Below are 25,808 nucleotides of genomic sequence, written 5' to 3'. Positions count from 1 at the left end.
TCCGGGTCATGTCAGGCGCATATCTATCGGCGGGCCTGTTCTGTTAATATGCGCGCAGCCGAGTATACCCCCCATCACCAAGGGAGCCTATTGGATGTTGTATCACAAGACTTTCGAACTGGGTCCCGAGCGGGATTGGGTGGTGTTTGTCCACGGCGCCGGTGGCAGCTCCTCCATCTGGTTCAAGCAGCTGCGCGCCTATCGCGAGCACTTCAATGTGCTGCTGCTGGACTTGCGCGGCCACGGCCAGTCCCACCAGCTGCAACAGGTGGTCAAGGGTCACTACAGCTTTCGGGAAGTGACCGAAGATATCGTTCGGCTGCTCGATCATCTCGATATCCGCCGTGCCCACTTTGTCGGCATCTCCCTTGGCACCATCCTTATTCGCCATCTGGCCGAGCTCTGCCCGGAGCGGGTAAAAAGCATGGTACTGGGGGGCGCCATTTTGCGGCTCGATATCCGCTCGCGGGTGCTTGTGCAGCTGGGCCGACTCGGCCAGCACTTCCTGCCCTATATGTGGCTCTACCGGCTGTTTGCCTTCATCATCATGCCGCGCCAGCACCATCAGGAGTCACGCAACCTCTTTGTGCGCGAAGCCCGCAAGCTCTGCCAGAAGGAGTTCAAACGCTGGTTCCGCCTCGCCACCGAGGTTAACCCGCTGATGCGTTATTTTCGCGAACGCTCCCTGCCCATTCCCACCCTCTATGTGATGGGGGAGGAGGATCATATGTTTCTGGCGCCAGTGCGCGAACAGGTGGCCCGCGATGCCAGCTCCTCACTGGCGGTGATCGAACAGTGTGGGCATGTCTGCAATGTGGAGCAGCCGGAGCAGTTTAATCGTCGTACGCTGGCGTTTATTCAATCGCTGGGTGTGAAGAAATAATCTATTTCTATGATTCCTTGGGGGGCAGACTAAATAAGTCCCCAAAGGTGTGAATTGTACTGGGGACTTATTTTATGATAAAAAATCAAGGTGCTATTTGTTTTTTTATCTAACTATCGATTATCATAACCAATATATGAAACTACATTCAATAATGCTTCAGCCAATTCTTTGGCTTGTTGTTTAGTTAAATGGATTGTATTTTTATGACCTTCTTGGAGTTCTATTCTTAGAAATATTTGATCGTCACCAAAGTAATTTGTACGAAATAGTTCTAGACTTGTTTGTGGTTTGGATTTATCTGCTCGGCCGTCGTCATTAGCAGGATAAAAATCATCTTCAAAAAATGTAGTAGTGGACATATTTTTCCAAATGTTGTTATGTGATATATAAATGGGTAAGTAATTGTTCAGTCGTTGATAATAAATAGGTGGGTATACACTGCTTCTAAACTAGATGTTAGCCAATGTATACATCATTCCAATGACGACAGTAATTGCTTTATGATGCCTTTATCATATACTTATAAAAATGTTGAAATTTCACTTGTCATCAGTAATAACTTATCAATTTAATAATGATTACTTTTCTAGGGAGATGTAGTTATGCTTTCCGTGCTCTGGACATCGTAAATTCTACCTGAAAAGTGAGATTTTAATCTGTGGTCGAGTAAGGCTTTAAATATATCGGGGCATGTTTCGATAGTCGGTGTAATTTTGCCGTTACTATCAATATTTATGTTCAATCCGAAGTTTGAATATTCCGCCCTTAGATTATTCATAAAAACAGGGTCTAAATAGTTTTGTTTTTGTCGAATTGCAGATGCCCGGCGAAGTTGAATAGCATTATTTCCGACGTATGTTTTTAATATATCCACGCTAGTGAAAATATCACTAAATGTCGACTCTGAAAGTAGGTCTGAAAAATCAGCTGTATGCGCAGCCTTGTAATTAACTATAGACTCAAAATGACGTTTATTAGAGATAAAAAGATGGTCGTTACAAATGAAAAAGTCAAAGTTTTTTGCCAAATTAAAAGTTGGCGAATCATCAATTTCTAAAATATTAGACCTGAAAAGGGTGTTAATTGCTCCACTGCGTTTCTTTGTTTTCCAGCTGTCATCAGATTTCTTTACACAGTAGAGATTGCCGGTCGGACAAGAAAACTTTACTGCATAAAAAGCTGCATTTTGCATTTTTTTAATGTTTGTAACTTGCTTTGCTGGTGTTTGATCCAACGACTCTGAGATAATTATATCCGCATGTGTTTCGATAGTCGGAATTCGTAAAGCGCTGCCCTCATTGTTTTGAGCCAGCAAACTATATTCTATAGTTTCAGTGATGGCCTGGCGACAAATATTAGCTGTATCTTTTAATTTGGTGATAACATTGTCGCTTAAACTAACCCAGTAACTACTGAGTTTTATTTGAGGGGGCTGTCCAGTAGTTGATTTTTTGAAAACCCATAAATTGACTTGAGAGTTTTGAATGTCAAAACTATGAAAATCATTAATATTTGCCACGGGCTATACCTTTTTGATAATTATGTCTTGAATTGTTTCTATTTCACTGATCTTATTTGTTTCAAATTCTACACACCCTAGGGCCTTACCTACTAAGTCGTTAGAACTACCTATGAAGCTGTATTTTACTTCGTATAGCTTCCATCCAAGTGCAATCAGTATTGGGTTGAGTATTATTTGGCCTGACTTGTATGATAACCAGAAAAGCCAGATAAGGAATATAAGAAATCCAATAAACTTACTTGTCTCTGAATATTGAATGCTCATGAAAGAGACGATGTACGGTAATACATAGTTCATTAGATCAGTTGGTATGTGCTTTACTTCTTTAATTAGAATTTTTTGTGATGGAGTTTTAATCTTTAACGTGATAACCGTTATGATGAAGCAAATTAAACATATGAGGAAAAAACCGATTGATAAAGTTGGGTTAGAAAATGGGATTTCACACTTGCTAATCTGAGTGATGGGTTGCGAACAAAAGTTGGTTTTCATCATATCATATTTAAAATCTTGAGATAAAAGAATCATGCTCAAAGGTAAATATGAACCAGTGAATATTATACTTGCAGGGATTAGTCTTAGTTCCATAGTATTATCACGTTAGTTACCATATGTGGATAATATATAGGCTATTTATAAACCTAGTTTATTTGTGTATATATTTTTTTAAAAAAGATAGCTACCGCACGGGGTTACAGCTCCCCGAGTGCTGCTTTTAACCAGATTGAAAATGGGTAAATCATGGGCTGACCTCGGCTGCTTTTGGGGCTGTGAGGGCCGGATGAGTAAGGTATCAAACACCGACCAATTAAAGTGAGCAAAAAGTTAGTTATCGCTCGGATTTTGAAAGGTTTTTTGACTGGGATCAGGCTTGAGCCAAGTTGGCAGCGGGGTGAGTGGGTGAGGGTGTTTGATAAATAAACAGATAAGGCATCCTTGGCTACTGGCGCCAACTGACAGAAGTGTCTGGGCAATATCACTGTGATGCCCTGTTATAAGGGCTATGGGTTTCGGGTCATCGAGCAGACCTGCCACGTTTGTCGAGGGGGTTCAGTAGCCGGTCATCTCCAGATAGCCGACCCCCTTGGCATCCCCCGAGACAGAGACCGCCCCCTCCCAGTATTCAAAGCGACCTGTCATGGCCTGATTGGGCTGACGAGCTTTGATGGTGAGGTTCATTCCGGCGGCATTTAGCTGCCACTCAACGGGGTAATCCTGCCCCTTGGGGCCGCGCCAGGTGTTGCCCGGGGTAAGGCGAATCGCGTCGGGGGCGAGCACCCGGCTGCTGCCGTCCCGCTCAATCAGGATGCCGTAGCGGTTCTCAGGCTCTGCGCGGCCCGGCTTGGTGCGCAGGCGAAACAGCATCAGTTCGCGGCCATCGGCCAGTTGCAGGGAAAACCAGTCCCAACCCGATTGCCATTCGGCCAATACCGAGCTGCTCCACTCGTGATCAAACCAGCCTTGGCCGGTGACGGTGCGGGTCTCACCATCACGAGTCAGGGTGCCGCTCAGCTGCAGGCGCGGGTAGGAGTAGTAAAAGGAGGCGTTGCCCGGGCTCTTCTCGCTGTAACCGGCCTTGCCTTGCAGCACTAGCGGCTTGGCGGCAGTGACGGTGAGGTTCAGCTCGCCAATCTTGCTCTGTACCTTGAGGGTTGCGGGGAACAGCGCTGCCCCTTGCGAGGCAAGCCGCCACTCCCTGAGCCAATATTGACCGCCGCTGGCCCCCGCCAGTCCCGGCCCCTGCCGACTGGCCCGTTCATCTTGCTGGTGGCTGCCACGGTCGAGATCCGTGATGGCAAACTGGGCCAGCCAGAGTTGGGGCGTGAGCCAGGGGTTGCCGGTGCGGAGTTCTTGCTCGATCCCTTGGCGAAACAGGGTCCACTGCATGCCATATTCGCGCCCCTGCTCATCCTTGAGATTGCCGGTGAGATACCACCACTCGGAGCGGTAATCGGGGTGAGCGGCGTGATCCTCCGGCAGTGTGATGGTTTGCCCCGGCAGCACCTTTTTAAAGCTGTCGTTGCCGCCGCCGAGCAGGGCGCCCAGATCGCTGGCAGCGATAGCTCCGCTATAGAGCGTCCAGAGCATACCCAGCGCCAGCGGCCACCCTTTGATCTGTTTCATACCACTCTCCTTGCCGCATACCAGGATGCCAGTGCGCCGCGTATCAGGTGTGAGAGCCAGCATGCTGGCGTATCTCGCGGTTGTTGGCTCATACCACTCTCCTTGCTGCATACCAGGATGCCAGTGCGCCACAGACCGGCGCCAGCAACAGGGCGGTGACCGCATGAAGGGGGGCGGCCTCGAAGGCGAGGCGCCAGCCAAAGGCGCGAGGGTTGACCACCTCGATCAGCACCCAGGCGAGGCCATACCCCACCGGCAGAGCCAGCAGGGCGGTAAGCAGCCCCAATCCAGCCCCTTGCCACACCAGCAGCTGGCGGCAGTGGCGGGGGCTCAAGCCCAGACTCTGCAAGATCTGCAGCTCGCCACGGCGCGCCAGCCCCAGCACCATAAAGGCCGAGCCTATGCCGACAAAGGCGATGCCGAGGATCAGCAGTTTCAATAGCTCGGTCACCACAAAGGTCTGGTCAAACACCTTGAGGGCCGCGCTGTGAATGGCGGGGGCGGAGAGCAGATTGAGCTGCTCGCCAAAGCGCTCGCGCAGGTGGTCGGCCAGCTGCTCGGGATGGTTGCCAAAGAGGGCGAGGGATTGCACCGCCCCAGCCTCGAAGGCGTGCAGGATCTGCCCCTTGTCGCTGCCGTAATCCTGATAGACGCCGGTGACGGTGAACTGCCTTGGCCCCTGCTCGCCGCTGATCGCCAATGTCTGGCCCACCTTGACCCCGAGGCGCACCGTCAGCGGCTCGCTCGCCAGCACTTCGTCTGGGCGGGTCGGCCAGCGTCCGGCCAGCAGCGGATAGGCCGCTTTAAGCTGGGGGATCAAGTCCATCTGCGCCCACTCGATGGGCTGCCCCTGCCAGCGGGCTGGGTGAACCGAGCGGCGCGAGGCGGCGCTTACCAGCGGATTGGCGAGCAGGGTCTTAAGGGTTGTGTCGCTCAAAGTGTCCTTGTTGCCCGCCACCCCCTTGGGGGCGGTGACATAGAGATCGGCGGCCAGACGCTGGCCGAGCCAGATCTCCACGCTGGAGCGAAAACTCGACACCATGACCCCGATGCCGATGGCCGCCGCGATGGCCAGCTGCAACGCCATCACAGCGATGGCGGTGCGATCGAGGTGATAGAGAGTCTCGGCCACCCCGAGCCGGGCGGTGAGGGGGCCGCCCGCGCGCCGTCTCAACCAGCCAAGCAGGCCGCGCAGGGCATCGGGCAGCCAGAGCGCCATGGCCAGCAGCCAGCCGCCGGCGATAAAGAGGGAGCCGGTCAAACCGGTTTGTGGCAGCCACAGGCAGAGGACGCACAGCAGCAAGATGGCGATGGCCAGCACGCGCCGTCGCCACGGGTGAGCGGGGGGACGGCTGCTGCCGGCGCGCAGTTCGAGGGGGGATTGGCGCAGCAGTTGCCACCAGCCGGGCAGGTTGGCGGCCAGCGTGCCGAACAGCCCGATCAACAGTGCCTTGAGCAGGCTCACAGGGGAGAGGCGAAGAAGATCGATGGGGTTGGGCCCATAGAGATCGGCCAGCGCCTGGGTCAGTTGTCCCATCAGGGCGAGGGCCAACAGGCTGCCGAGCAGCACCCCGAGCAGGGTGCCGATGGTGGCGAGAATAAGCAGCTCCAGAATGAGCCAGCGGAGCATCCGACTCGGCCCCATTCCCAGAATGATCAACTGGGCCAGCTGGGGGCGACGCACGCTCTGCACGAAGCGCTGGGCGTTGAACACCAGAAACAATCCTACCGCCATGGCGAGCAATGACAGCGCCGTCAGGTTAAGGGCCAGCGCATCGCCAAGCTGGCTGGCATCGAGCGCCGGGCTGATGGGCTCAAGCCACAAGGGCCGGTTCGGGTAATCGGTTTGCAGGGTGGCCTGCAGGGTGCGAGCTTCTGATTCGCTTAGCTTGAAGACGATGCGATCGAGCCGACCCGCTTTGCCCAGCAAGGGCTGGGCGAGGCCGATGTCGGTTATCAGCAGTCGCTCCATGGGCACGGCGCCCGGCTCGAAGGTGCCCGCCAGCGTCAGGATCAGGGGGCGGGCGCTGACGCCATCGCTGCCGCCCAATACAAAGCGGCGGCTCTGGCCCGCTTGCCAGCCAAGGCGCTCCGCTTCGGGGGCCGCCAGCCAGATGCTGTCGGCACGGTTCAAGGAAAAGGCGGGCTCGCTTGCGGGTTGGGCGCCAAACAGCTGGCGCAGCGGGCCGGGGTTGAAGAGATCCATTCCCAGCAGTTGAAAGCTGCGCCCCTGCTCATCTTTGAGCCAGCCATGGAGCTGGGGCATGGCATCGAGGGCGGGCTGGCTGGTGACCAACTGCACGTAAAGCTGCTCATCCAGCCCGCCAGTGGGGGCCAGCCGGTAGTTGGCTTCCCCTGCCAGCTGGCTGCGGGCGGCGACAAAATTGGTGCGGGCACTGTGATTGAGCAGCTCGATGGCCACCACCAGCGATACCCCCAATACCAGCCCGGCCAGACTCATCAGCAGCAACCAGGGGTGGCTGCGATAGAGACGCAGCAGCGCTTTGAGTGGCAGCATCAGCGAGCCCCCGACAGACGCAGTCGCCGTTTAGTCATGACGGGGCCCCTTGAGCTCGATAAGTTGACCCCCTTCGAGGCGCAGCACCCTGTCGGCCAGCTCGGCATAGGCGGGGTTGTGGCTCACCAGCAGCAAGCCTGCGCCTGTGTCCCGCACTGCCGCCACCATCAACGCCATCACCTGTTCGGCATTGTGCTCATCGAGGCTGCCGGTGGGTTCGTCAGCGAGCAGCCACTGGGGTTGATGGATAAGGGCGCGGGCCAGCGCCACCCGCTGTCGCTGACCGCCGGAGAGCTGCTCCGGCCAGGCATGGCGCTTGTGGCTCATATCGAGCCGGTGCAGCAACTGGTCAATCTTTGTCTCATCCGGTGGCAGCCCGTTGATGGCCAGCGGCAGGGCCAGATTCTCGGCCACCGTCAGGGTCGGCAGCAGGTTGAAATCCTGATAGACGATGCCGAAATGGCGGCCCCGCAGGCGCGCCCGCTCGTCGGGGGATCGGGTGTCGATCCGGGTCTCCCCCAGCCAGATCTCCCCTTCGTCCGGTGCAATCAGCCCGGCGATCAGATTAAGCAGGGTGGATTTGCCGCAGCCGCTTTGGCCCAGCAGCAGGGTGATCTCGCCAGCGGGGAGGGCGAGATCGAGATGGTGGAACAGCGGCAGTCGTTCACTGCCGTTATCGAAGCTCTTGCAGAGGTTGCGCAGGGTCAGCATGGGATAACCGTTTGATGGTCAATGGCTTTCATCATGCTTGGTACGCTAGCACGGCCAGCATTGATCAACACCCCTTACGGTTGATCAAGAGTGCCAGTTAGTGATCAAGGCGGCAAAAGAGCAGTGGATCCTCGCTGGATCCCGCTTGCCCGAGGTGGTTAGAATAGGGGCTTCCATGGGTCACAGGATGAGCAAGGATGTTACACAAGCAAGTCAGTTTTATCATCGATAGCAAGGGCAACAAGCAGGCTGCCGTCGTCCCCATCGAGATCTACAACGAGCTGATGACCCTGCAAAAGGCACTCTCCGACAACCGGCCGGGGGAGCGCGAGCTCTACCACTTCAACGGCAAAGGGGCCGAGGCCCACGGTTATCCGGTGGGCAAGCGGCAAAATCCGGGCTTTATGGTGCTGGCCGGTTCCACTGCCAATGGCGAGGATGCAGCCTCTCTGCGCGAAGCGGTGATCGAGCTGCGTCACGAACTGCTGGAGAAGGGGGTCATAGTGCCCCGCAGTCAGGGCGGCTTTGTCTTTACCGCCGATCAGCTGTTCAACAGCCCGAGTCTGGCCGCCAGTCTGGTGGCGGGCAATAACCGCAGCGGTCTGGATGCCTGGCAAAACAGCGCAGGCTATACCCTCAAGCGGTCGGGTTTCGGCAAGAAATAATCCCGCGTTTCGACAGCAAACCAATTAAGCGTTAATTGACCTGGATGAATTTTTCTTTTCATCCAGGTGCTAGCATGATTGCCAGACGGTTCTAAAAGGAAGAGACCATGTCTGCGCTCACCCCTGTTATTTTGCTGCTGTCCCTGTTTATCCCTTCCGCCCATGCCAGTAGTGGCCCTGTTCTGTTGACATCCTCTTCAGTCGGACTTTTTTGTGTCGGATTGTTTGTGTTGGCCTACGCCCTGGTGATGGCTGAAGAGTATCTGCAACTGCGCAAGTCCAAACCCGTGCTGGTGGCCGCCGGGGTGATCTGGATCCTGATCGGTATCGCCTATGCACAGCAGGGGATGAGCCCTGTCGCCGAGCAGGCCTTCCGCCATACCTTGCTGGAATATGCCGAGCTGATGCTGTTCCTGCTGGTGGCGATGACCTATATCAACGCCATGGAGGATCGGCGGCTGTTCGATGCCCTGCGCGCCTGGCTGGTGCGATCCGGCTTTCACTTACGCACCCTGTTCTGGTTGACCGGCGGGCTTGCTTTTTGTATCTCGCCAGTGGCAGACAACCTGACCACAGCGCTCTTGATGTGCGCCGTGGTGTTGAAGGTGGCCAACGGTGATCGGCGTTTTGTCAATCTTGCCTGCATCAACATAGTGATCGCCGCCAACGCCGGAGGGGCGTTCAGTCCCTTTGGCGATATCACCACCCTGATGGTGTGGCAGGCGGGCAAGGTGCAATTTGGCCAGTTCTTCACCCTGCTTATTCCCTCTCTGCTCAATTTTCTGGTCCCGGCCATCCTGATGAGCCTGATGGTGCCGCGTCATGTGCCGGAGGCTGATAACGAGGTGGTCGATCTCAAGCGGGGGGCCCGCCGCATCGTCGCGCTGTTCTTGCTGACCATCATCACGGCGGTGCTATGCCACAGTTTCCTCCATCTGCCACCCGTACTGGGCATGATGCTGGGGCTCGGTTATCTGCAGTTTTTCGGGTTTTATCTGCGCAAATCGCTGCCGCGATCCCTTGCCCGCAAGCGTGCGCTCTATGAACGCAATGGCGATGAGGTGCGGTTGCGCAGTCTGGGTTCTGTGGTGCCATTTGACGTGTTCAACAAGGTGGCCAAGGCGGAGTGGGATACCCTGCTCTTCTTCTACGGGGTGGTGATGTGTGTCGGTGGGCTGGGCTTTATGGGGTATCTGGAGCTGGTATCACACTGGTTGTATGACGGTACGGATCCCACCATGGCCAACGTTTTTATCGGGGTCTTGTCCTCCGTCATCGACAACATTCCTGTGATGTTTGCCGTGCTGTCGATGAACCCGGACATGGCGCTGGGGCAGTGGCTGCTGGTGACCCTGACCGCCGGAGTGGGTGGCAGCCTGCTCTCCATCGGCTCTGCGGCCGGGGTGGCCCTGATGGGACAGGCCCACGGCATGTATACCTTTTTTGGCCACCTGAAGTGGCTGCCAGCCATCTTGCTCGGTTATCTGGTGAGCATAGGGGCGCACCTCTGGCTCAACAGTGCCCAGTTCTGAACGTCTGGGCGCCAGTACGAAAAGAGGCTTCCGTTGACGGAAGCCTCTTTCGTTTTCCTGACAGGAGGGAGGGGGATCAATCGCCTCGCTTGCCGGTCAGCAGCCAGTAACTCAGGGTGGAGCCTACGCCGCAGCAGGCGATGGCGATGGCCATCGGCAGTGGCGAGTGGGGCGGATTGAGGTTGACCAGAATGCCGACCAGGGCGCCGATGCCAAAGCGCAGGGTGCCCGCCAGTGCCGATGCAGTGCCCGCAGATTGCGGGAAGTGGCCCATCAGGCCGGTCATGGCGTTGGCGCCCACCAGACTGATATGGCCGACAAACAGTACCACCGGAATGACGATACCCCACAGGCCGCCGGTCTGGCTCCAGGCGTTATAGACCAGCAGGGCGCCCGCGCAGGGCAGCACCAGCAGACCATATTGCAGCATCCGCTCGGCGCCCACCCCTTTCACCAGTCGGCTGTTGACGAAGGTGACCACCATCATCAGCAGAATATTGAGGCCAAACAGCCAGCCGTAGTGCTCGGTCGGCACCTTGAAATACTCGATATAGACGTAAGGGGATCCGCTTAAGAAAGCGAACATGCCGGAGCTGGAGAGGGAGCCGCACAGCACATAACCCATGGCGCCGCGATGGGAGAGCACCCCCCAGTAGTTCTTGAGGATCTGGCCGATCTTGAGCGGCTGACGGTGCTCCGGTTTCAGGGTTTCCTGAATTTTCCACTGCATCACCAGACAGATCAGCAGGCTGATCCCCACCAGCAGCCAGAAGATCACCCGCCAGTCGGCGTGGGCACTGATATAGCCGCCCACCACCGGCGCTACCAGCGGCGCGAGCGTCATCACCAGAATGACGAACGACATGGCGCGAGAAAATGCATCCTTCTCGAACAGATCGCGCAGCAGGGCATTGACCACCACAGAACCCGCCGCGCCGCCTGCCGCCTGCAACATCCGATAGGCCAGCAATTCGGGCAGGGAGTCCGCCATGGCGCAGCCCACCGAGGCGATGGCAAACATCACCAGCCCCGCCAGGATCACCGGCTTGCGGCCATAGCTGTCGGCCAGCGGGCCGTAGAAGAGTTGGCCGATGGCAAAGCCGCCCAGAAAGGCGCTGATGGTGAGCTGGGCGCCGTCGATGCTGGTGGCCAGATCCCGGGCGATGGCCGGAATGGCGGGCAGATACATATCCACCGCCAGCGGGGTCAAACCCGCCAGGGCGCCCAGCAGGATAAACAGGAAACGGGGGGAGAGGGCGGCAGCCTGAGCTGTTGGCGATTGGGGCATAGGGTATCCGCTGGTGAACCTTGGTTGAAAAAGGGAGAAGGGCGAGTCTATCAGGTTTGCCCCCGCTCGGCATGACGTTCCTGCCCCCTCAAAAGGGGGAGGTGCCCGGCCGCTCAGGCACCTTGGGAATCACGCTTGCGGTCATGCGGGCGCGCTGCGCGGATCACCCCCCCCAGCCAGAGCAGCCAGGCCAGCGACGAGATGGCGTACCCGAGCCGCTCCGGCCAGCGGGCGGTGAGGGTAAAGGTGAGGCTGTGTTGTCCGGCAGGCACCCAGACCTGCACCAGGCCGTTGCGGGTGCTGCTGACGCTCAGCGGCAGGCGCTGGTCGAGCCTTGCCTGCCAGCCCGGGTAATCAAACTGGTGCAGGACCAGCTTGGCGGGTGCCGGGGCATCCACCGTCAATTCGATATGACGCGGCTGCCAGCGCTGGATCTGCCAGTTCACCCCCTGATGGTCGCTGGTGATGGCGGGCTGGAATTCCTCTTTCCAGGCCAGCAGGGTGGGGGCAAACATGCCGCGTGGCACCTGCTTTGGTCGGTATTCGCGGGCGCTGCGCTTGCTGTCGAACTCCCCGTCGAGCTGACTCTTTACGGGAGCCTGGGTGAGCGGCGCCTCGCGTACATAGAGTCCCTGCGAGAGCAGGGTGAGGGCAAGCAGTAGCCACCAGACCCACTGCCACGGGCGATAGGTGGGGGTACCCAGCGCCACCACGGCGACGGTAGCGATGACCAGCAGCAGATTTAGGCGCCAGGGAAATTGCACCAGTTGCAACGGAGTGAGCAGGCGCCACAGGGGCTCGCTTGGTGGCAGCATCATCAGAAAGCTCAGGGTGCCAATGACCCCCCAGAGCAGCAACTCGGGATGGCGCGGCTCGCGGGCAGCCGCCCAAGCTACCAGTAGCAGAGCCAGGGTGAGCAGCGTCAGCCAGGTGAGATGGCCGCGAAAGCGCCAGTCATCACGGCTTTGGGGCAAACGATCGAGAAAGTTGCGCTGAAATTCGAACATGCCGGTGCGCATCTGCTCCATGGAGATCCCCCCCTGATCCAGCAGAGCGGGCAGCAGCAACAGGCTGGCCATCGCCAACCCCCAGAGCTGGCCCAGCAGGGTGCCGATAAGCGGGGAGGCGGTGATAGGGACACTGACAAGCGCTGTGCTCCCCTTGTAGCGCCAGACCAGCAGCAGGCTGCGCAGGGTGAGCAAGCCCAGAATGAGCAGGGTGCTTGGTAGATGGGAAAGCGTCAGCATGGAGACGGCCAGTGCGAGCAGCAGTAGCGCAAAGGGGGCGCCGCGGCAGAGGCGATCCTGAGCCAGCAGTGCCAGCGGCGCCCAGACGAAGGCCCAGCTCTCTGCCAGGGCAAAGCGGGCGTAGATATCGATGGCCAGATGATAGGGCAGGGCCATATAGAGCAGACTGGCCGCCAGCGCCCGTCCGTGGCCGGCAAAGGGGCGCAACCAGAGATAGGCAAACAGGCCGGAGAGCCAGAGTGCCACGCTGCTGCTCCAGAGCAGCGGCGTCATCGCCTCGTGGGCCAGTGGGGTAGGGCCGGCGAACAGGGCGCTCACATAGTAGGGCAGGGGGGGATAGAAGAAAAAGACCGGGCTGCCAAAGGCGCCGTTCATCTCCATCAACCAGCGCGGATAGAGCTCACCTTGCCACAGTTGCACGGCAAAGAAGTGACCGGAGAGCAGGTGGTGAAACAGATCATGGCCTTGGCTACCGCCGCGCAGCCAGAATGGCAGCAACAGGAGGACACAGGCACCGGTCAGCACCGACAAAACCCACAGCCACTCTCTGGTTACACGCATAAGGAGACTCGTCTGTTATGGATGCGCAGTGAGTGTACCCGAGTTGTTCCCCTCTTTTTTAGTTGCCTTGGCGGTTTTTTGTGTTCTTTCTGTGTTTTTTGTCACTTTCTCATGGGTTGTCTGCAGCGAGGGAATGGCGAGCCAGAGGCCGGGCTCGGCGGCAAAGCGCGGGGCAAACCAGTGCTGGCGCACTGCAGTGGGCATCTCGCTCGCAGCGATGGGGCGGCGACTGAGGCGACAGGCTCCCCGAGAGAGCGCCAGCGCCGCATCTCCCTTGTACCAGCCATCGGTCACCGGCAGTGCCGTGTTCTCCCGCAGCAGCCGCACGCCCCACTGGGTTACCAATGCCGGACACGCTTTTTCTGCGAGCCTTGCCGCCTGCATCATGGCGGGCGGACGGGGCAGGGTGAAGGTCGCGCCGAGCAGCAGCAATCCGGCCACCGCGACCACCCACTCGCCACGACGTGGCAGCCAGCCTGCCAGCAGCACAATACCGAGCAGGGTGACGGGGGTCAGATGGCGGGGATTGTCAGGGTTCTGGCCAAACAGGGTCCAGAGCAGCAGGGCGAGCCAGTAGAGTGTCCAGAGTGGGGAGAGGGCGGCAGGGTGGTTTTTTGCTCTTTGCCAAAGCGGCAGTACCAGCAGCGCCCCAACAGCCAAGGGCCAAAGCGGGGTGAGCTGATCGTTGAAGGTGCGCGCCCAGCTCAGCAGTCGATCGCCATGGGCTGCCGCCGTGTTGCCCCACAGGGTAAAGTGGCCGTCGGTAAAGCGGCGCCCCTCGCTGAAATAGGCCCAGCCATCGGCTTGCCAGACAAACAGCAGGCTGATAAGCCCCACCAGCATGATGGGGAGCACAAACCTGATGCGGGTGCCCTGCTGCGCCATCCCGAGCCAAAGGGGCAGCAGCGCCAACACAAAATAGGAGGGTCGCAGCGCCAGCATGAGGCCTAGCAGTAGACCCGCCAGCGCAATTCTGCGCGGCTGCAAGGCCAAGAGCGTTCCAAGCCAGGCGGCGAGCGCCGGCCCGTCCGAGAGGCTGGAGAGCGCCAGCGTCGGGGTGAGCGGCAGTGCCAATACCAGCAGCCAGACGGGGGCGAGCAGGTTTGGCCGTTGCCACAATCTGACCGCCAGCAAGGCGGCGAGCGGCGCCAGCAGGGCTGTGCCCAACAGGCTTGCCCACTGCACCGCACGGGCCGGGTCGTCCACCAGCAGATTGATGAGCCGCGCCAGCCAGATAAATGCGGGGTAGCCCGGAAAGTGGGGGGAGAACTCCAGCACGCTAAAGCGCGTCACCCCGTGGGCGAAATTGAGGGCATCGTCGGAATCGAGCGCCACCGGGAAGGCCAGCAGCCAGCCAAGCCAGGCCAGTTGCAGCAGGATCAGCAAGTAGCGTCGATTAGCGAAGCGTAATCGGCCGTGGTGACGCCCCCCTTCTCCCCTTGCGGGAGAAGGGTTGGGGATGAGGGGGGCTGTCATCATCAATGAGAGGCCATCAAAGCGGCGCCAGCACGGCCATCAGCGCTTTTTCTGCATCGCTAAAGGCTGCGGCATCGGCGGGCTTGGCGCCCACCCCGAATACCCCCGGGTTGCCGATGGCATCCAGCACCTTGGCCAGCGCCTGTTCCGCTGCCTTGCGATCCCCCTCGCTAAGGGAGGGGAGGATCAGATCGAGGAAGCGCTTGCTCTTGACCACCAGCACCTTGGCGGTCTGGTAGTCGCCAAGATTCTGGCAGGCCCCTTCGAGGCGGCGCTCGATCTCCGCCTTGTAGGCGCGGTTGAGCAGGGCCGCGGTGGCTGCTGCGTCTTTGGCTTTGATGGCGGCGGCCAGCGGCCCTTGCAGCTCCACCTTGTGGTGCTGCTCCAGATAGGTCAGTTCGTCGGCAATCTCGCTCAAGGTGGTGCTGGCATCCTTGCCGCCAGTGGCGGCGCCAAGCAGCGCTTCGCGGGCGTCGATCAGCGGCTCCTTGCCGGCGGCGGCGTAGGAGTAAGCCTGCGCCTGCCCGCTCAGGGTCAGCAGCAGGGTGAGGGCGAGTAAACCCGGGCGGATGGTCATCCTGTTCTCCTTACTTATGCCAATGGCGCGGCACTCAGGCCACGCTCTGGGTTTCAATCACGGTATTTTCGTTGCGATGGTTAAAGGTGTTGCGGCGTCTGTCTACCTGTTGGACACCGACAAGCCTCACGCCACGCTCTGGGTTTCGATCACGGTGTTTTCGTTGCGATGGTTAAAGATGGCGTGGCGTCTGTCCACCCCGTCGATCACCATGTCGGCAGCCATCATCCCCATCTCCATGGCGGTGTCGGTGAAGATATAACGGAATGTCCCCTGTCGGCCGGTCATGATGAGGTTGGTGATGGGCATCAGTGCCTTGATGGCTTCGTTGCGGCGCGCCTGATAGCCGAGATCCATCAGCGGATAGGCGTATTCGCTGCGGGCTTCAAAAGTTTCATCGCCAAGCTTGGCGGTATCGACGCCAAGGCTCGCCAGATCAGCGGTGACCCGACCGCGCAGATCAGAGAGCGGTGCCTGCCAGGTGGCATCCCCCGGATTGCAGGGGATCTCCAGCATCACCGAGGTCTGGCCCTGGGGCGCCATAAAGGGGCTGCGGCGGCGCGGCTCCTGCAGACGGGTGGCCAGAATATGGGGGTCGGAGAGGTACTGCCAGGTGTTATCCGACAGGTTCTCCTGTTTGAGCGGCATATTGACGAAGCGAAGCGACCGGTAGTGCAGATCGCACGGTAAGCCCAGATGCTGGCAGGTGAGCGGCAGCGGCAGGGTGGAGATCACCTGATCGAAGGCGGCACTCTGCTCAACGTCATCTTGTTTCCAATAAACCTGTTCGATGCGGCCATCGGCCTGCTCAAGGCGGGTGATGGTGGCGCCGGTTTTCAGCTCCACCCCTTCGGCCACCAGCCGCTCCCCCAGAGTGGTGAAGATCTGGCCGAAGCCGTATTTGGGGTAGCGGTATTTGCGGGCATAGGTGCGTACCGAGATACTGCCGTTGCGTCTTGGCAGCAGACGGCGCGCCACGTCTTTCAAATCGATCAGGCTGATGCGCTGACCGGCCCAGTCGGCGGAGAGCTTGTCCGGGTTGATGCCCCACAGTTTGCCGGTGTAGCCCTCGAAGAACTGGCGGTAGAGGGTGCGACCAAAGTGGCTCTGGATCCACTCGGCAAAGCTTGCCTTGGTAAAATCGTCCGGCTTCTTGCTAAATGGCAACAGCAGCAAGTCTTTCACCGCCCCGGCCATCAGGGCCAACGGAGCCGTCTTGAGCAGGTTGGGCAGGTTCAATGGGTAGTCATAGGTGCGCCCGCCAAAGCGGATCACGCTCTTGCGCTCGGCGTGGAGCAGATCGTCCCCCATCAGCTCGTCGATAAAGGCGAGCAGCTCGGGGTTCTTGGTGATAAAGCGGTGGCCGCCGTAGTCGAAGCGATACTCACCATCGCGCCCCTGGAAGGTCTGGGTGGCACACATGCCGCCGACCACCGGCTCCTGCTCGAACAGGGTGACTGCAAAACCGGCGCAGCGCAGGCGCCAGGCCGCCATCAAACCGGCGGGGCCAGCGCCCAGCACTGCAATGCTTTTCTTGTTGTTATCGCTCATGACCTATTCCGAAACTGCTTGATAGATAAGGAAACCGCGCCAAGGCGCGGCTCCCGAATGGTGTTGTTACCCCGTAGCCTTGCTACCACAGGGCGTGTTGGCTCAGCCCTTGCCAGTCGCGGCACTTACCTGCGGGCGATAGCTGCGCTGCCAGAGGGTAACGAAGATCGCCAGATAGAGGGCCCAGGTCAGCAGCTGCAAGCCAGCGGGTGAGGCATTGTAGCCAAACAGGGCGCGCAGGAAGGTACCAAATACCCCCTGATCGTCGAGAATGTGGCTGATGTCGAACACCGGCGTGGTCCAGAAGGTGATGATATCTGCCGCCTGCAACATGTTGACGGCAGACGAGAGCAAGCCTGCGGCGATGATGATGATGAGCAGGCCAGTCCAGCGGAAGAAGGGGGCCAGCGCCACCTTGCGGGTGGAGCGCAGCAGCCCCCATACCAGCGCGATGGATACCAGCAGCCCCGCCAGCGCGCCCATCAGGCCAGATTGCAGATCCACCCCTTGCCCCGAATAGAGCAGGGCGGAGAAGAAGAGCACGGTTTCAAACCCTTCGCGCATCACCGCGAGGAAGGCGAGCAGCACCAGACCAAACAGGTTGCCGCCATCGATGGCCGCATCGATGCGCGCTGTCATGGCCCCCACCTGGGATTTTGCCTGCTTTTGCATCCAGATCGCCATATAGGTGAGCACCAGAGTGGCGAAGATGAGGATCCCCGCCATCAAGAGGTGGTTGTAACGCTCGCTCTCGAACTGGCTCACCACCACCTGGAACAGGAAGGCGACGATCAGGGAGGCGATAAGGCCGAGCCCCACCCCCAGATAGATGAATTTGTTGTAGCGGCTCGCCCCCAGCTTGGCGAGGTAGGAGAGGCAGATGCCGACCAGCAGGAAGGCTTCCAGCCCCTCGCGCAGGGTAATGAGAAAACTTGCAAACATCAGGATTGAGGCTCCGTAGCGGGCGTGACGGGGAGAGGCTGCAAGGCAAGTTGCAACCGATTTAGCTGCACTATGGGTGGCTCCGGCAAGCTCGGCTCGGCGGCGCGCACCGCATCATTGACCCACTTGGGGTAGGTGCGGAAATTGAGTTTGATATCGGCCTTGAAGGGCCCTTGGGCATCTGCGGGTAGCGGCCAGGCTTCATCGCGCCAGCCATCGGCCGGAATGCGGGTATCTTCCAAGAGCTTGGCGTAGCGCCAGAACTTGAGCCCCACCGGCTTGCCCTCGGCATCGCCGAATACTTTTCTGAACAGTCGCGCATCCTCAGGGACAGCACCATCCACCGGTTGGCCGCTGGCAAGCACCAGCTTGCCGCTGGCGTCGGTGACGGTCAGCTCCAGCCAGAGTTCACGAAAATCGGCCACCCCGGTGGGCAGGGCATGGCCCGCGCCGGTATTGGCGACCCGCACCACCAACCGCTGACTATCGGCAGTCTGTTCGATACGGGCGGAGAGGGTAGCGCCGGAGCGCAGCAGGGCCAGACTTTCCTGCTCGAGTTCAGGATTGCGCAGCCCCACCAGTTGGTGCTGGGCGCCGGTAAAGTTGTGGCGATAGAGCCGCGCTTTCATGGTGCCGTTTTCGGTGGACTGGCCCGCCACCGGCGCACCGCCATTGCCCGGCTCCGGGTTCATATGGCAGTCGATACAGGTGCGCCGCTTGGCGGGATCCTCCGCGTTCGCGAAGCTGGATTTTTCCCACTCGTCCCAGGTGTTGACGATATTGGCACCTGTGCCCGGGGCAAACTCGTTGTGGCACGACTTGCACAGGGCCGCGTCGCGGTAGAAATCCTTCTGATAGGAGGCTTTGTGGGCCGCCGGACGGGCGTTGATCTGCCGCTCCGCCAGCCAGTGCTGGAGGCTGCCACCCGGGGCATCCTCGAACACATAGCTCTCGCGGTCTTTCAAATTCACCGTAAAGGCGCTGTTACCGCCCGCATCCTCGAGCTTGGTGATGCGATGGCAGAGCACACAGCCGGTACCTTCCTCAACCACCGGCTCGCCCGTCTTGTGGGCGGCAATCAGCGTGGCGCCGCCCTGCTCGAACATGTGGGAGCCCTTGGGCAGTTCCATCTGGCCGGTCATCACCTGCTGGGGCATATGGCAGCCTTGGCACCACTGGCCGAACGCTTCCCCCTCGGTTTCGCGGGCCAGCGCCTGCACCACCTTGTAGTAGGGGTGGGAGTTGCCCATCAGCCGGTGGTTGCTCTCGCTCCAATCCTTGAACGCTTGGCTGTGGCAGTTCTGGCAGGAGGCGGAGTTGAGCCACTCCCTGGGGTGGGAGGTCGGCGCCTTGGCGGGCTGATTGTCAAGGTCAGGGCGCGGGGCATCGAGCCGCAGCCAGTTGGCGAGATAGGGGAGGTTGCCATCGGCGGTGACGAAGGCGTGCAGATCTTCCATCATCGCTTTCACTTCCGGCTGGGGCCTCGCGGGGTCAACTGCCTCGGCCCCATCGCGGGGGTCGTGCCCCATGCCGCCCTGGGTCTGCTGGGTCATGCGCAGGTATTCGCCGACAAAATCCCCCGCCACCATGTTGGTGAGGTTGGCGTGGCCGTTTATGGCGTTGTCGCCGCTCTTCTGGCGATGGGCCGCCATCAGATAGCGGTTGGTGAAGTTGAACCCGTCCAGATGGCAGGAGTTGCAGCTCATCCAGTTGTCCCCCGCCATGGGGAAGCGTGAGTTGGACGCTGTGTTACCAAGGTTGAACAGCCGCTCGCCGCGCTGAAGCGGCTCGGGGCGCGGATCCGTCTCTACCAGCCTGGCAAAGTGGGGCACATCGACGGTGACTCGGGCAAACGGGCCGCTGCCGCCACTATTGAGGCGGGTAAGATCCTGCCCCATGGCGTTGTGCACTAGAATATGGTCACCGTCGATCAGCAGATCCCGCGGATTCTGGCCCGGCAGGTGACGCAATAGCTGGGTCGCCTTGGCGCCCCCCTGAAACTTCTTGCGGCGGTGGCGGTTGTTGTTGGATTTGCCGCTGCGCGACAGGTCGAACACCAGCAGATCTTCCGAGCCCGCCAGCGTCAGGTAGACCCGCTTGCCGTCGGCGGCGAAGCGCGCAGCAAACGGGTTGGAGACGATCTGGCTGCGGTTGCCGACGCTTGGCAGGTTGATCTGCAAAAAGAGCTGTTTTCTTTCATCGACCCGCTCTTTCTCCTCATCGAGATCGATGATGGAGACGGCCGGAAAGACGGTGCTCTGAAACTGGAAGGGGTGGCTGAAGCTCCACAGCACATGGGGCAGCCAGGCCTCGCTGCCATCGGGGGAGAGGGCGATGCCATCGAGCAGGCGCGGCAATCCCTGAGAGTCGCTCGGCGTGTCGCTATGGGTCTCGGCCAGGGTGATGAGCTTGGGCTTGGGAAGCGAAGCTCCCTTGGCGCCATTGCCAAGCTTGGCGAGATCATAGATGGCGAGCTGGCCGGTCATGGCGTGGGTGAGCAGCAGGCGATCGTCGTTGGTCAATGCCAGCCCGCGGGGAGTCTCGGCGGTTTCTGCATCCAGCTGGAGGTTGCCCGCGGTGTCGTAGGCTTGCAGGCGAGCGGATTCGAACAGCGTGACCCAGAACCACTGCCGTTTGGCATCGAAGATGACCCCATAGGGTCTATGGCCGGTGGGGATCGCCTTTTCCAGATCGAGATCATCATCCAGCAGCAGCAGGCGATCGCCGCTGTAGTCGGTGACCAGCAGAGTGCCATCATCGGCGCGGGCCAGCTGGCGCAGATCGCCGCCCAGCGGCACCTCTTTGAGCCGCTTGCCGCTATCGCGCTCAAGCAGGGTGACCGAGCCTGCGCTCAGGTTGGCGGTGACGAGGCGCGGGGCGCTTCCCTCCTCATAGGCGAGCATCCCTGAACTCATCTGCTGGGCAAACGCGAAGGGGCTGGCCAGCAGCAGGACGAGTGCCAACAGGGGTGACAAACATGCACAAAGAGATGACTTCAACATGGGATCAGGAGCGCCATTTCAAGATGGTCCAGCGCCAGGCGTGGCGCAGCACCAGAGGAGTTAACGCCAATGCGCTCAGCCAGTGGGCCCAGCTGGCGAGGTTGCCCGTGGCATCGCCCGGAGTGCCGTGCAGCACCAGCAGCAGGCCGCTGGCCAGACAGATCAGCAGCAGGGCTTCGATAATCCGCCCCGTGGTGCGTAAAAAGGGTTTGTTGCTGCGGTTCAACAAGCTGCGATGGGAGAGCCAGAAGGCGCCAAACAGCAGCGGGAACAGGGTGAGCGAGAGCATCACATGGAAAAACAGATTCCAGCGTGCCAGCGACCAGAGCGGGGTCAGCGGCTCCCACAGCAGCAGGCCGGAGAAGAACATCAGATAGAGGGTGCCCTCGGCGGCCTGATGGTGGTAGGCCAGCCACTGCCAGAATTGTCGGGGTGAGAGAGAAAGGCTTGTCATAAAGGCTCCAGCACCCGGGCGGGCAGCCCGGGGGGAGCAAGTTTATAACGCAGTAAAAATAATGAAAAGTGTTATCAATTGTATTGCTGGTGAATCAAGGCTGAACAAGCACAGTGATCAGGCTCGACTATTTATGCTCCGCCATCCGCTCGGTCACCGCATAGATGAGCGCGGCCAGCGAGAAGGCGAGAAATACCACCACGGACCACTTCATATCGACTTCATTGATGATGCCATCTTCGAGGAAGGCTTTGAGTACCTCCACTCCGGCAATAGTCACCAGCGAGTTGATGACGATGAGCTTGAGGGAGGCAAAGTTGATCTTGCTAAGCCAGTTGCTGCTCAGGGAGGCGCGCTGCTCTTCCGTCTGAATAAATTGCACATAGCCACAGATAGCAACCAGGATCAGCATCTGGGCCACCAGTATAAAGTCCACCAGGGTCAGCACGCCGGTAATGAGGTCCAGATAGGGGATCTCGAAAATGTTTACAGAAAGCTGATAGAGCTGCATAGCAAACTTCACCATCAGCAATACCACGCAGATGAGGATGCCAATGTAGAATGGGAACATCATCAATCTGCTGCCATTGAGCATGAAATTGAATCGACGCATGAGAACTCCGATGTTGGGAACAGGGGTAAATAGAGTGAGTATGGCGCGAGCAGCCCACAGCGTGCACGACTGTAGGGACTGATTATGCCGGGTCGCCCCCTGCTTGCGCCTATAAAAAAATAAAAAGCCATCATAAAAAATAAAACCGCATCCCGCTGTCTTATTTGTGATTTTTCCCTGCCGTAACATGCCGCTTCTCGATACTGGGGGGCGACTGCCTCCCTCCTATTTATCAGGCTCGGCCCACTCTTGTGGCCGCTTGCCAGGAGTGTTGCGATGCGTATTGGTCTGCTGTTGAGTATGGGGATGCTGGTTGCAAGCGGGGTTCAGGCACAAGAGCTGGGGGCCATTCCCGGGGAGTCTGGTTTTTCCGGCAGTGTGCTGGCGGGGGCCAGCGTTGGCGAGACCAAGTCCAATTTTGCAACGGGGAGTGCAGGTAGCGAGCGGATTGACACTTTGGGTGCTGCGGCGCAGCAGCGCCACCTTGATCCGGTGATCAACGGCGATCTGCGCTACACCTTTGCCTCCACCGGTAGCCAGTTGTTCCTGGGCAACCTCATTCAGGATGCCATTCGTGGCGACGGTACCCAGCAGTTCGGGCTGCGCCAGCAGCTGGGGGACAAGGGGATCGTGGCCGGTTCGCTGGTGTTCAATGCCACCCCGGTCAAGGTCTGGCGCGATCCCTTTGCTGTGGGTGTGGAACGCGAGCAGAGTGACGTGCGATCCCGCGGCGCCCGTCTGGCGTGGGACAACATCTGGGGCAGTGCGCTCAGTGGCAGCATCACCAGCCGCGACGTCAAGGTGGATGGGGAGTCCAGCGGCGAGCAATATGGTCGCGCTGTGATGGATATGCTGGATCGCAATGGCCGGGTCAACTCCGCCGAGGTCTCCTACCAGTTCCGGCTAACAGACGATCAGTTCCTCGAGCCAGCATTGCGCTATGAGAAGGCTGATCTGGCAGGTAGCGCCGAGTCTTATGTGAGCAAGGGGTTGCAGCTCACCTACGCCAAAACCTCACCTCGCTGGTCGTTCGTCAGCAACCTCTATCTGGGCAAGCGCGACTATGACGAGGCCAATCCGCTGTTTGGCCTGCGTGCCGACAGCCGCGACATGGCTATCGATGCCACCCTCTTCTGGCACCAGCTGTTTGGCATTGCGCCGCTCTCTGCACTCCTGAGCGCCAGCTACGCCAATGCAGACTCCGGGATCGACTTTTACGATATTCGCGCCACCAGCATCACCACGGGTCTACTCTACCGTTTCTGATCCCGGCATCCGGCGGTGAGATGAGGTGCATACAAAGGGGCTGGTCAATCCAGCTCTTTGTTTATGGGATGGCGCTCAATAGACAATTCAAGCTGTATGCAGGTTGGTCATCACATGCAGGCAAGAGGCGTTATGACAGAGGGCATTTGAAGGGCGCGCGTGACAGGGAAGGAGGCGAACAGCAGATACGAAAAAGCCCAGCCAAAAGGCTGGGCTTTAGAATTTGGCTCCCTCGACAGGACTTGAACCTGTGACATACGGATTAACAGTCCGCCGTTCTACCGACTGAACTACGAGGGAATTGGCTCCTCCTACTGGACTTGAACCAGTGACATACGGATTAACAGTCCGCCGTTCTACCGACTGAACTAAGGAGGAATTGCCTGTCTCGTTAAGACGGGGCGAATATTAATGACCAGGGCGGCGGGTGTCAACCCGCGAACTCCCCGAAAACCGGATTTTCGGACTGTTTGCCCAAAAGTTGCGCTTTGCGGTTTATTTTCAGCACAATCAGTCTCTTGCCATCACCGCCCCCAACCGGCCCAGGGGGCATTGGTTCGGTTCGCATCAACCTGATGATGCCAGCATGATGTCGCGAACGTGCTGGCAATCTGGTGAGGCTCAAATGGTAATCTTTGTGGCTAAAAGGGGGAGAGCTGGAGTCAAGATCGGCGATTTGGCGGCAAATAGGCCAAATAATGGGTGAGCGCGCGTTTCATTGATCCTGCCCATCGAAAAAATGGCCCGTCTGGAGTAAGGTTACGCAGGATACCATCGCCGCGTCGACAGCCCTGCCGGCCCTTGATGATGATCGGGCGCCGGATCTCTCCGGCCTTTATCTCCCTCTTCTGGTATTACGATATACATGCACAAGCAAGCCTCTTTAAATAGCGTGAAGCTCGCCATAGCCTTACGCCAGTCCTGTATTGATGAACCCTATAGCATGGCCCGCTTCGGCCGTGATCTTATTGCCGGTGTGACGGTGGGCATCATCGCCATCCCGCTCGCCATGGCGCTGGCCATTGCCAGCGGTGTACCGCCGCAACACGGTCTCTATACCGCCATCATCGCCGGTATCGTGATCGCCGTGACCGGTGGTTCCCGTTACTCCATCTCCGGCCCGACCGCTGCCTTTGTAGTGATCCTCTATCCGGTCGCCCAGCAGTTCGGGGTCGGTGGTCTGTTGATGGCAACGCTCATCTCCGGCCTCTTTCTGGTGGCGATGGGGATGGCCCGTCTTGGCCGCCTTATCGAGTACATTCCCCCGTCAGTGACGCTGGGCTTTACCGGTGGTATCGCCATCGTGATCGCCACCTTGCAGATCAAGGACTTCTTTGGACTGAGCGTGCCCGAGATGCCGGAAACCTATCTGGGCAAGGTCGAAGCGCTGGCCGCCGCCCTGCCAAGCTGGCAGTGGGGCGATACCCTGGTGGGGGTCGCAACACTGGCCGTGCTGCTGCTCTGGCCGCGCCTGCGTCTGCCGGTGCCCGGCCACCTGCCCGCGGTGCTGGTCGGGGTGGGTCTGGGTTTTGGCCTCCATTACTTTGGGGTGGATGTGGCCACCATCGGCAGCAAATTCAGCTATACCCTGGCCGATGGCACCCAGGGGATGGGGATCCCGCCCATCGCACCGACCCTGGTGATGCCCTGGGCCTTGCCCGGACCTGATGGCTTGCCAGTTGAATGGAACCTGGCGGCTGTTGAGCGGCTGCTGCCTGCCGCCTTCTCCATGGCGATGCTGGGGGCGATCGAGTCGCTGCTCTGCGCTGTGGTGCTCGATGGCATGACCGGTCGCAAACACAGCTCCAACGCCGAACTGGTGGGGCAGGGGCTTGGCAACATCTTCGCTCCTTTCTTTGGCGGCATTACCGCTACCGCCGCCATCGCCCGCTCTGCCGCCAACGTGCGTGCCGGCGCTACGTCCCCCGTCTCGGGGATCGTCCATGCGCTGGTGGTGCTGGCCGCCATTCTGGTGCTGGCCCCTTGGCTCTCCTGGTTGCCGCTCTCGGCCATGGCTGCCTTGCTGCTCATCGTGGCCTGGAACATGAGTGAAGCGCACAAGGTGGTGGAGCTGATCCGCCGCGCGCCCAAATCCGATGTGCTGGTGCTGCTGGTCTGCCTGTCGCTCACCGTTATCTTCGACATGGTCATCGCCATCACCTTCGGGGTGATCCTGGCATCCCTGCTCTTTATGCGCGAAATCGCCAAGATGACCAAACTGCACGACTTGGCCGAGCACAAACGCTATGCCCATGAGGTGCCGAACAATTGCCTGCTCTACAAGATCAACGGCCCGCTCTTCTTCGCTGCGGCCGAACGGGTCTTTGCCGAGCTGGAAGCGCAAGTGAAAGGGCACAAGGTGCTGGTGTTGCAGATGGAGGCGGTCTCCATCCTCGATGCGGGCGGCCTGTCTGCCTTCCTCCACTTTGGCAAGCAGATGGCCAAAGCCGGGGTCGAGTTGCGGGTGGCCGAGTTGCAGTTCCAACCGCTCAAGACTCTGGCACGCGCCAAGGTGCGGCCGCAGCCCGGCAAGCTGGAATTCTACGGCTCGCTGGAAGAGGCGCTCAAAGGTGAACATTTGCACGAAGCGGCAGTAAATTGATTGAAAGGGATACGAAATGGCATATTTTTGGTCACTTGGTTCGGATATTGAGCAAACGAACGCAAAAAGTAAAAAATTGCATTGACCAAAAGCCATCGTATCCCTTACATTACGCCCCGTCGACGCGGCATGGTTCGCAAGCGAATGTGCAGCTCAAGCACATAAAGCAGTGAGCAAAAATTTGGTGAGGTGTCCGAGTGGCTGAAGGAGCACGCCTGGAAAGTGTGTATACGGCAACGTATCGAGGGTTCGAATCCCTCCCTCACCGCCA

Annotated in this window: 18 protein-coding genes, 3 tRNA genes and 1 pseudogene; 6 read left to right on the top strand and 16 right to left on the bottom strand. The window is 59.1% G+C overall.

All coding sequences use genetic code 11. The annotated features are described in order from the left end of the window. Positions 1 to 94: 94 nt before the first annotated feature. Positions 95 to 883 (top strand): alpha/beta fold hydrolase, encoded by a 789-nt coding sequence (locus tag AB5Y99_RS00305; RefSeq protein WP_139739917.1) that lies wholly within the window; start codon positions 95 to 97, stop codon positions 881 to 883. 113 nt (positions 884 to 996) lie between these two features. On the opposite strand, the gene AB5Y99_RS00300 is transcribed toward AB5Y99_RS00305, so the two are convergent. The 5 genes from AB5Y99_RS00300 to AB5Y99_RS00280 all read right to left on the bottom strand — a co-directional run bounded on the left by AB5Y99_RS00300 (position 997) and on the right by AB5Y99_RS00280 (position 7,761). Continuing rightward, positions 997 to 1,245, bottom strand: coding sequence for a hypothetical protein (locus tag AB5Y99_RS00300; protein ID WP_329268441.1), 249 nt, complete (start codon positions 1,243 to 1,245; stop codon positions 997 to 999). 227 nt (positions 1,246 to 1,472) lie between these two features. Next, a complete protein-coding gene (locus AB5Y99_RS00295) occupies positions 1,473 to 2,405 on the bottom strand; it encodes a Kiwa anti-phage protein KwaB-like domain-containing protein (RefSeq protein ID WP_368208322.1) in 933 nt (310 codons plus the stop codon). Between the two features lie 1,053 nt (positions 2,406 to 3,458). Then, the gene (locus tag AB5Y99_RS00290; RefSeq protein ID WP_368208321.1) at positions 3,459 to 4,532 is read right to left on the bottom strand and encodes a lipocalin-like domain-containing protein; all 1,074 of its coding nucleotides are present in this window, start codon (positions 4,530 to 4,532) and stop codon (positions 3,459 to 3,461) included. An 88-nt stretch (positions 4,533 to 4,620) separates the two neighbouring features. After that, positions 4,621 to 7,050: an FtsX-like permease family protein gene (locus tag AB5Y99_RS00285; RefSeq protein WP_368208320.1), complete on the bottom strand. Its 2,430-nt coding sequence runs from the start codon at positions 7,048 to 7,050 to the stop codon at positions 4,621 to 4,623. A 30-nt stretch (positions 7,051 to 7,080) separates the two neighbouring features. Next, positions 7,081 to 7,761 (bottom strand): ABC transporter ATP-binding protein, encoded by a 681-nt coding sequence (locus AB5Y99_RS00280; protein ID WP_368208319.1) that lies wholly within the window; start codon positions 7,759 to 7,761, stop codon positions 7,081 to 7,083. Positions 7,762 to 7,958: 197 nt separating this feature from the next. Between AB5Y99_RS00280 and AB5Y99_RS00275 the strand changes: the two genes are divergently transcribed. Continuing rightward, positions 7,959 to 8,426 carry a DUF4357 domain-containing protein gene (locus tag AB5Y99_RS00275; RefSeq protein ID WP_368208317.1) on the top strand — a complete coding sequence of 156 codons (468 nt, stop codon included), beginning with the start codon at positions 7,959 to 7,961 and terminating at the stop codon, positions 8,424 to 8,426. Between the two features lie 107 nt (positions 8,427 to 8,533). Continuing rightward, positions 8,534 to 9,958: a sodium:proton antiporter NhaD gene (gene nhaD / locus AB5Y99_RS00270; protein WP_368208315.1), complete on the top strand. Its 1,425-nt coding sequence runs from the start codon at positions 8,534 to 8,536 to the stop codon at positions 9,956 to 9,958. Positions 9,959 to 10,034: 76 nt separating this feature from the next. On the opposite strand, the gene AB5Y99_RS00265 is transcribed toward nhaD, so the two are convergent. The 9 genes and pseudogenes from AB5Y99_RS00265 to AB5Y99_RS00225 all read right to left on the bottom strand — a co-directional run bounded on the left by AB5Y99_RS00265 (position 10,035) and on the right by AB5Y99_RS00225 (position 21,669). Then, entirely contained in the window at positions 10,035 to 11,246 is a 1,212-nt protein-coding gene (locus tag AB5Y99_RS00265; RefSeq protein WP_076491839.1) for a Bcr/CflA family multidrug efflux MFS transporter, read from the bottom strand. A 113-nt stretch (positions 11,247 to 11,359) separates the two neighbouring features. Then, the gene (locus tag AB5Y99_RS00260; RefSeq protein WP_323893841.1) at positions 11,360 to 13,054 is read right to left on the bottom strand and encodes a hypothetical protein; all 1,695 of its coding nucleotides are present in this window, start codon (positions 13,052 to 13,054) and stop codon (positions 11,360 to 11,362) included. Between the two features lie 132 nt (positions 13,055 to 13,186). Further along, positions 13,187 to 14,440 (bottom strand): annotated as a pseudogene (locus tag AB5Y99_RS00255) (hypothetical protein); the annotation flags it as partial. Positions 14,441 to 14,546: 106 nt separating this feature from the next. Beyond that, entirely contained in the window at positions 14,547 to 15,107 is a 561-nt protein-coding gene (locus AB5Y99_RS00250) for a hypothetical protein (protein WP_323893843.1), read from the bottom strand. Positions 15,108 to 15,233: 126 nt separating this feature from the next. After that, on the bottom strand, positions 15,234 to 16,658 hold the full coding sequence (locus tag AB5Y99_RS00245) for an NAD(P)/FAD-dependent oxidoreductase (protein ID WP_368208314.1): 1,425 nt from the start codon (positions 16,656 to 16,658) through the stop codon (positions 15,234 to 15,236). Between the two features lie 102 nt (positions 16,659 to 16,760). Next, complete coding sequence (locus tag AB5Y99_RS00240; RefSeq protein WP_106842947.1) at positions 16,761 to 17,600, bottom strand: FTR1 family protein; 840 nt, start codon at positions 17,598 to 17,600, stop codon at positions 16,761 to 16,763. Further along, positions 17,600 to 20,602, bottom strand: coding sequence for a YncE family protein (locus AB5Y99_RS00235; RefSeq protein ID WP_368208312.1), 3,003 nt, complete (start codon positions 20,600 to 20,602; stop codon positions 17,600 to 17,602). The genes AB5Y99_RS00240 and AB5Y99_RS00235 overlap by 1 nt, the downstream gene beginning before the upstream one ends. Before the next feature lie 4 nt (positions 20,603 to 20,606). Continuing rightward, a complete protein-coding gene (locus AB5Y99_RS00230; RefSeq protein WP_100653541.1) occupies positions 20,607 to 21,056 on the bottom strand; it encodes a hypothetical protein in 450 nt (149 codons plus the stop codon). 127 nt (positions 21,057 to 21,183) lie between these two features. Beyond that, positions 21,184 to 21,669 (bottom strand): YqhA family protein, encoded by a 486-nt coding sequence (locus tag AB5Y99_RS00225; RefSeq protein WP_005333692.1) that lies wholly within the window; start codon positions 21,667 to 21,669, stop codon positions 21,184 to 21,186. A gap of 276 nt (positions 21,670 to 21,945) precedes the next feature. Here AB5Y99_RS00225 and AB5Y99_RS00220 point away from each other — a divergent pair, with 276 nt between their 5' ends. Continuing rightward, positions 21,946 to 22,935, top strand: coding sequence for a DUF2860 family protein (locus tag AB5Y99_RS00220; protein WP_323893852.1), 990 nt, complete (start codon positions 21,946 to 21,948; stop codon positions 22,933 to 22,935). A 224-nt stretch (positions 22,936 to 23,159) separates the two neighbouring features. On the opposite strand, the gene AB5Y99_RS00215 is transcribed toward AB5Y99_RS00220, so the two are convergent. Both AB5Y99_RS00215 and AB5Y99_RS00210 read right to left on the bottom strand, forming a co-directional pair. After that, positions 23,160 to 23,235, bottom strand: a tRNA-Asn gene (locus tag AB5Y99_RS00215). A gap of 2 nt (positions 23,236 to 23,237) precedes the next feature. Then, positions 23,238 to 23,313 (bottom strand) — tRNA-Asn (locus tag AB5Y99_RS00210). A 487-nt stretch (positions 23,314 to 23,800) separates the two neighbouring features. Between AB5Y99_RS00210 and dauA the strand changes: the two genes are divergently transcribed. Both dauA and AB5Y99_RS00200 read left to right on the top strand, forming a co-directional pair. After that, on the top strand, positions 23,801 to 25,537 hold the full coding sequence (dauA, locus tag AB5Y99_RS00205) for a C4-dicarboxylic acid transporter DauA (RefSeq protein WP_368208310.1): 1,737 nt from the start codon (positions 23,801 to 23,803) through the stop codon (positions 25,535 to 25,537). A gap of 183 nt (positions 25,538 to 25,720) precedes the next feature. Further along, positions 25,721 to 25,808, top strand: a tRNA-Ser gene (locus AB5Y99_RS00200).

The organism is Aeromonas sp. R4-2 (assembly GCF_040908295.1).
In the GTDB taxonomy this organism is placed as follows: Bacteria; Pseudomonadota; Gammaproteobacteria; order Enterobacterales; family Aeromonadaceae; genus Aeromonas; species Aeromonas veronii.
Note: the sequence above shows the minus strand (reverse complement) of the source record. Positions and strands in the feature narration are given on the sequence as shown.

What these genes read in the sequence shown, in the direction of transcription:
- AB5Y99_RS00305 (WP_139739917.1), top strand. Translation starts at nt 95, where the DNA reads ATGTTGTATCACAAGACTTTCGAACTGGGTCCCGAGCGGGATTGGGTG.
- AB5Y99_RS00300 (WP_329268441.1), bottom strand. Translation starts at nt 1,245, where the DNA reads ATGTCCACTACTACATTTTTTGAAGATGATTTTTATCCTGCTAATGAC.
- AB5Y99_RS00290 (WP_368208321.1), bottom strand. Translation starts at nt 4,532, where the DNA reads ATGAAACAGATCAAAGGGTGGCCGCTGGCGCTGGGTATGCTCTGGACG.
- AB5Y99_RS00285 (WP_368208320.1), bottom strand. Translation starts at nt 7,050, where the DNA reads ATGCTGCCACTCAAAGCGCTGCTGCGTCTCTATCGCAGCCACCCCTGG.
- AB5Y99_RS00280 (WP_368208319.1), bottom strand. Translation starts at nt 7,761, where the DNA reads ATGCTGACCCTGCGCAACCTCTGCAAGAGCTTCGATAACGGCAGTGAA.
- AB5Y99_RS00275 (WP_368208317.1), top strand. Translation starts at nt 7,959, where the DNA reads ATGTTACACAAGCAAGTCAGTTTTATCATCGATAGCAAGGGCAACAAG.
- nhaD (WP_368208315.1), top strand. Translation starts at nt 8,534, where the DNA reads ATGTCTGCGCTCACCCCTGTTATTTTGCTGCTGTCCCTGTTTATCCCT.
- AB5Y99_RS00265 (WP_076491839.1), bottom strand. Translation starts at nt 11,246, where the DNA reads ATGCCCCAATCGCCAACAGCTCAGGCTGCCGCCCTCTCCCCCCGTTTC.
- AB5Y99_RS00260 (WP_323893841.1), bottom strand. Translation starts at nt 13,054, where the DNA reads ATGCGTGTAACCAGAGAGTGGCTGTGGGTTTTGTCGGTGCTGACCGGT.
- AB5Y99_RS00250 (WP_323893843.1), bottom strand. Translation starts at nt 15,107, where the DNA reads ATGACCATCCGCCCGGGTTTACTCGCCCTCACCCTGCTGCTGACCCTG.
- AB5Y99_RS00245 (WP_368208314.1), bottom strand. Translation starts at nt 16,658, where the DNA reads ATGAGCGATAACAACAAGAAAAGCATTGCAGTGCTGGGCGCTGGCCCC.
- AB5Y99_RS00240 (WP_106842947.1), bottom strand. Translation starts at nt 17,600, where the DNA reads ATGTTTGCAAGTTTTCTCATTACCCTGCGCGAGGGGCTGGAAGCCTTC.
- AB5Y99_RS00235 (WP_368208312.1), bottom strand. Translation starts at nt 20,602, where the DNA reads ATGTTGAAGTCATCTCTTTGTGCATGTTTGTCACCCCTGTTGGCACTC.
- AB5Y99_RS00230 (WP_100653541.1), bottom strand. Translation starts at nt 21,056, where the DNA reads ATGACAAGCCTTTCTCTCTCACCCCGACAATTCTGGCAGTGGCTGGCC.
- AB5Y99_RS00225 (WP_005333692.1), bottom strand. Translation starts at nt 21,669, where the DNA reads ATGCGTCGATTCAATTTCATGCTCAATGGCAGCAGATTGATGATGTTC.
- AB5Y99_RS00220 (WP_323893852.1), top strand. Translation starts at nt 21,946, where the DNA reads ATGCGTATTGGTCTGCTGTTGAGTATGGGGATGCTGGTTGCAAGCGGG.
- dauA (WP_368208310.1), top strand. Translation starts at nt 23,801, where the DNA reads ATGCACAAGCAAGCCTCTTTAAATAGCGTGAAGCTCGCCATAGCCTTA.